The organism is Psychromonas sp. B3M02, from assembly GCF_003318165.1.
Taxonomy (GTDB): domain Bacteria; phylum Pseudomonadota; class Gammaproteobacteria; order Enterobacterales; family Psychromonadaceae; genus Psychromonas.
Window position 1 is genome coordinate 1 of the sequence record NZ_QOCB01000109.1, and the last position, 6,140, is coordinate 6,140.

Sequence of the window (6,140 nt, forward strand, 5' to 3'; positions counted from 1 at the left end):
TTAATAATACCAATCATAGTAAGTAACTGATCTATTTTACTTGTTAAAACAACTTATTTTTTCGTTGTAAGTTTCGTATAGGGAACAACCATTTACATCAACTTACGCCTCAAACTAAGCCATTTTTCCGGCGCAAAATTTAGATCAGTTATTTAATACAATTGGTATTAGTTAAAAACTACATTGTATTTATACCAATCACACTAAGTAACCGATCTATTTTACTTGTTAAAATAACTTATTTCTTCGTTGTAATTTTCGTAAATAGCACAACTGTTTATCTCAAATTACGCCTTGAACTAAGTCATTTTTCCTTCGCAAAATTTAGAACACTTATTTAATGCAATTGGTATTATCAATTATTTTTGAAATTGGTTAGTACTAAAGCGAGTTAAACCTTGTTTACCATTAGCAGGTTTAGTCCCAAATTTGGGTTTAGGCTTGCGTCTGTTATTTGTCGCTGCTTTACCTTGATTTTTTGCTGTCCCTTTATTGCCTTTTAAAGGTGATTTGGCTTTGTTAGCGTTTCTGGTAAGCACTTCAGCGCGTGTTTCTTTTGGCACTAAACAGCTTGCTTTGCTACCAATCAAGGTCTTATCTAATCCCATTTTGATTAAGGCTTCACGAATAATTGGCCAGTTAGCTGGATCATGGTAACGCAATATCGCTTTATGTAATCGACGCTGAATCGTTCCTTTTGGAATGGATACTGATTCACTGTTTCTTTTTACATTACGCAGAGAGTTGATCTCTGTGTGATATAAGGTTGTTGCGTTAGCTAACGGCGAAGGATAAAAGTTTTGTACTTGATCCAATTTAAAATCATTCTCTTTTAACCACATAGCTAGATTGATCATGTCCATATCTGTTGTGCCAGGGTGAGCTGAGATAAAGTATGGGATCAGGTATTGTTTTTTACCGGCTACTTTAGAGTAATGATCAAATAATTCTTTAAATTTGTCATAGCTGCCCATACCCGGCTTCATCATTTTATTTAATGGGCCTTCTTCAGTATGTTCTGGCGCTATTTTCAAATATCCGCCAACATGATGCGTTGCCAGTTCTTTAATGTACTCAGGATCTTCAATAGCTAAATCATAACGTACACCTGAGGCAATCAGTACTTTCTTAATGCCCGGGACTTTACGAGCAGCACGATATAACTCAATGGTTGGTGTGTGGTCTGTATCAAGGTGACCACAAATCGTTGGCCATACACAAGAAGGTTTACGACAAGTTGCTTCTGCTTTTTCACTCTTACAACGTAATTTATACATATTTGCCGTTGGGCCACCAAGGTCTGAAATCACACCAGTAAACCCAGGTACTTTGAGTTTAATGTCTTCAATTTCATTGATAATGGATTCCTGTGAACGACTTTGTATGATACGGCCTTCATGCTCTGTAATACTACAGAATGTACAGCCACCAAAACATCCTCGCATAATATTGATGGAGGTTTTGATCATATCGTAAGCAGGAATTTTGGCATTACCATAACTCGGATGCGGAACGCGGGCATAAGGTAAACCAAATACACCATCCATTTCACTTTCTTCTAATGGTGTTGCTGGTGGGTTTAGCCAGATAGCGCGATTACCGTGCTTTTGCATTAATGCTTTAGCGGAAGTTGGATTCACTTCTTGGTGAAAAATACGTGATGCATGGGCATACAGTATTTTATTCTCTTTCACTTGTTCGAAAGTCGGTAGATTAATATAAGTGGTAGACCACGCTTTTGATTTCTCTATCCATCTTTTTTCACGCTCTTCTTGTGGCGTGCTTTTGTGTGGAGTCATCTGAATAACTTGTGCTGTTTTAGTCACATCAGATGCTTCATCGACGACATCCTGATCTTTTGCGGTATCACATTTCTCACTCAAATCCTGATATGGGCTTGGGATTGGATCTATCTTGCCAGGTTTGTCAACGCTACGAGAGTCTATACCTGTCCATCCTGGTAGTGCGCTATTGGTTAAAAATGCACTGCCACGTACATCAGTAATCGTTTTGACGTCTTCACCTTGTGCAATACGATGTGAAATTTCAATGAGTGGACGCTCAGCATTACCATAAATCAATAGGTCTGCTTTTGAATCGAACAAAACAGATTGACGTACTTTGTCTGACCAATAATCATAATGTGCGATACGGCGTAAACTTGCTTCAATACCACCAATAATAATTGGCACACCTTTATAAGCTTCTTTGCAGCGTTGTGTATAAGCTGTTACTGCACGATCAGGACGTTTACCACCTTCATCATTTGGTGTGTAGGCATCATCGTGTCTTAGTCTTCTTTCAGCCGTGTAGCGGTTGATCATTGAATCCATGTTACCGGCAGTCACACCAAAATATAAATTAGGTTTACCTAATTGCATAAATGCATCTTTTGAGTGCCAATCAGGTTGCGCAATAATACCGACTCTAAAACCCTGAACTTCAAGCATTCGGCCGATCACAGCCATTCCGAAACTAGGGTGATCCACGTAAGCATCACCTGTTACTAAAATAATATCGCAACTATCCCAGCCAAGCTGTTTCATCTCTTTACGAGACATAGGTAAAAAAGGAGCGGCCTTGGCAGAAGGTTCGCCTCTATATTTTGGGTATGAAAACAAATTGCGGTCTTTGGGGGTAGTTATTGGCTTCAAGAAAAATAATCTCTAGTATTGGAATGTTAAATTGTGTCTATTATACCATAGAGTTTAACAAAGTTGTTTGTTGTGATGGTTAAATAAAGTGGCAAATATAAGGGTTAACCAGTTGAAGTTAAAAATCAACTGGTTAACAATTTGGGAAGGGGAGGTTAACCTAACGGATCAGCTAATTTTGCGATTAATTGACGGGATTCAGGTTTCACAGAAGTCAGCATCACATCGATCACATCACCTAGTTGTAATTCTACTTGTTCGCCTACTTTAACAACCCCTTGCTCACGCATACATTCTATTTTTTTAGCATCATTATTAGCCTTGCCTAACAAACTACTTGGAATAAAGAAGGTTGCGCCATTTTCTTGAACTCGAACACGACAGCCCGCTTTAACGATATCAAAAATTTCTGCTTTATAACGCCAATCCGAGTTTTCTTGGTCTTTTAAATAATTACAATACAACAGGTTATTAACATCTCGTTCCGCCATACGTTGCGATTTACGTGCTTCATTTAAATGAATACCAATATCAGGGTCAACAGGGCTAGCTGCTTGTTCAGTTAATACCGATTTAATTAAACGGTGATTGATTAAATCGCCATATTTGCGGATCGGAGATGTCCAAGTCGCATAATGTGCAACGCCCATTGTAAAATGAGGAGCAGGGGTTGCGCTAGTATCAGCATAGGATAAAAGGCGACGTAGTCTATGCTCTAAATAAACATTATGTAATTTAGCAACCTGCTGACGCATATCTACATAACCGCTTAATGTAGAGAGAGCTTCTGCTTTGACCTCAATACCATATTCAGCTAATAAGCTAACGGCTTTATTAATACGATCGCTAGCAATACCTGAATGTACGTTAAATACACCCGCTTGTTTATGTTTTGCTAAAAAGTCACCAGCACAAACATTTGCAGCTATCATTGATTCTTCCACTAAGCGGTTAGCACTACGACGTGGTTCACAAAGCACTTCATACACTTCACCTTTATTATTCAGTTTAAGTGTGTAATCTGGTTGATTCTTCATGACAATGGTGTTTTCACAACGCCATTGATGACGGGCTGTGGTTGCTGCATCAAGTGTTTTTAATAGCTGGCTTAATTCTCGGTTAGGTTTCCATTGTCCATCACTTAATTCTTCACTTTCTAAATACGTTGACACATCGTGATAGTTGAGGCGGTAGTGGGATTTTATCCAGGCAGCAAAAAAGCGCGGCTCTTGTGTGATTTTACCTTGCTTATCAAAGTGTATGGTACAACAGATAGTCGCGCGCTTTTCACACTCTTTTAAAGAGCATAAACTATCACTCAAGTCACGCGGTAACATAGGTACATTGAAGTTGGGGAGATATAAGGTAAAAGCACGTTGCCAAGCTTCTTTATCCATCTCTGTTTGTTCTGGTATATAAGCAGAGGGATCTGAAATCGCAACAGTGAGTGCCCAGCCTTGCGCATTTTCTTCAATGTACAATGCATCATCCATGTCTTGGGTATTAACACCGTCAATAGTAAAAAAGGGCGTTTTAGTGAGATCTTCACGTTCTAATTCAGGATCGATGACTTGCCATGGATGATCAAACTCAGGTGCTTTGTTAGGTAGATTATGTGTTGCTACGGCAATCATACGGTAGGCAAAAGGGTCGTTATACTCTGCGATTTTTTCAATGACTTCCACTAAGAAGCCATTATCTTTTAATGCGTGGCTCAATAGTTTGACCTTAACCCAGTCACCGTCATGGTAGCCTTGATTAGCTAATTGCATTGCTCCTTTTATTTTAAAAAAGCCATTAATCAGAGGATTATTTGCTTTAATCGATACGCGTTTTGTACTTATCGATAACTGTGCAACGAACTCAGAAATCTCTGTTTGTTTTAACTCAACAGGTGTTGCGGTTGATTTATCACCATTTTCTTGAATGGTCGCGCTGATGCGATCGCCGTGTAATACTTTTTTCATTTCGCTAGGGGCAATAAAAAAACGTTTACCTTTATCGGTTTCTAAAAAGCCAAATCCACGCTCTGATGCTTTGACAATACCAGTACGTTTTGGCGTATTGTCTTGCATTGTTTGTTTAAGTTGATTAAGTAATGGATTGTCTTGAAACATGCTGAAACCTTTAATGAATTGCAATAAATAAGGTGTTTAGAGAGAAAATTTTATCAATAATAAAACTGAAATAATAAATGCATTAATATCTATAAACTTATGCTGCGATAGTAAAGGTGATTGCCTGTTAATTAAAGGTTGAACTGCTTAATTCGTGAAATTTAAATAGATTTATAAAAAAATAAAAAAAAGACTTGGCTTTTTTCTCAACTTGTATATTATACGCCTCGTTCTGCGGAGGGGTGGCAGAGCGGCTGAATGCACTGGTCTTGAAAACCAGCGAGGGTTAATAGCTCTCCGAGAGTTCAAATCTCTCCTCCTCCGCCACATTAAGAAAAAAGGCTTCTCAATTGAGAAGCCTTTTTTCGTTCTAACCTATTGTCTTATGTACTTCATTTCCTTATCTCAAAATAGTTTTCCAAAACATATAACCTAAACTATTACTCCTTAAGCATTCCTTAACGCACCTAATTAATTACCTCAACATGATTTTCAAATTATATATTTCCCTTTAGTCAGTTTTTAGAGGTTAGTTTCTATTGGCCTTTACAAGATAGAAAACAAGTTGGGGGACGCTTATGGATTCAATTAAATGGTTGTGTTGAATAAGTTAACTAACTTTTTAAAGTTGTAGTAAAGATAACAGGCTGATTTTTATATGGTTGTGTTCATTTAACGATCAACTCAATCACTAAAAGTACTAATTAGTTTGAAAAGTAAGCACTCGCACTTTTTTTTGTAAAAAGAGCTTGGCTTTTATCTCAACTTCTATAATATACGCCTCGTTCTGCGGAGGGGTGGCAGAGCGGCTGAATGCACTGGTCTTGAAAACCAGCGAGGGTTAATAGCTCTCCGAGAGTTCAAATCTCTCCTCCTCCGCCACATTAAGAAAAAAGGCTTCTCATTGAGAAGCCTTTTTTCGTTTCTGAAATCATTATAATTCCTCTTCCAACACCTTTAACTATTGTGCTAATACCAATCACACTAAGTAGCTGATCTATTTTACTTGTTATAATAACTGACTCCTTCGTTGTATTTTTCGAAAATACAACAACTATTTAAGCATTAACATTTTTTAGTTAATTATCCGTCAGAGGATTAACGAAGTTAATCATCGAGAGGTTTAAATGACGCCTTGAACTAATACCAATCATAGTAAGTAACTGATCTATTTTACTTGTTAAAACAACTTATTTTTTCGTTGTAAGTTTCGTATAGGGAACAACCATTTACATCAACTTATGCCTCAAACTAAGCCATTTTTCCGGCGCAAAATTTAGATCAGTTATTTAATACAATTGGTATGAATCGGGTTTGACCAGAATACATATTAATGAATAAGCTATTTGGTTATATCTCATCGCATTTT

At 37.5% G+C, this 6,140-nt stretch carries 2 protein-coding genes and 2 tRNA genes; 2 read left to right on the forward strand and 2 right to left on the reverse strand.

What is annotated here, in order from left to right; all coding sequences use genetic code 11:
* Positions 1-359 precede the first annotated feature (359 nt).
* Positions 360-2,561, reverse strand: a complete 2,202-nt coding sequence (locus tag DS885_RS11600) for a YgiQ family radical SAM protein (RefSeq protein WP_258546901.1) — start codon at positions 2,559-2,561, stop codon at positions 360-362.
* Between the two features lie 248 nt (positions 2,562-2,809).
* Positions 2,810-4,771 (reverse strand): exoribonuclease II, encoded by a 1,962-nt coding sequence (locus DS885_RS11605; protein ID WP_113819596.1) that lies wholly within the window; start codon positions 4,769-4,771, stop codon positions 2,810-2,812.
* Positions 4,772-5,007: 236 nt separating this feature from the next.
* Here DS885_RS11605 and DS885_RS11610 point away from each other — a divergent pair.
* Together DS885_RS11610 and DS885_RS11615 are read left to right on the forward strand one after the other, a co-directional pair.
* A tRNA-Ser gene (locus DS885_RS11610) sits at positions 5,008-5,098 on the forward strand.
* A 464-nt stretch (positions 5,099-5,562) separates the two neighbouring features.
* Positions 5,563-5,653 (forward strand) — tRNA-Ser (locus tag DS885_RS11615).
* Positions 5,654-6,140: the final 487 nt, after the last annotated feature.

Excerpts from the sequence above, each read along its gene's own strand:
- DS885_RS11600 (WP_258546901.1), bottom strand. The coding sequence starts at position 2,561 with ATGTCTCGTAAAGAGATGAAACAGCTTGGCTGGGATAGTTGCGATATT.
- DS885_RS11605 (WP_113819596.1), bottom strand. The coding sequence starts at position 4,771 with ATGTTTCAAGACAATCCATTACTTAATCAACTTAAACAAACAATGCAA.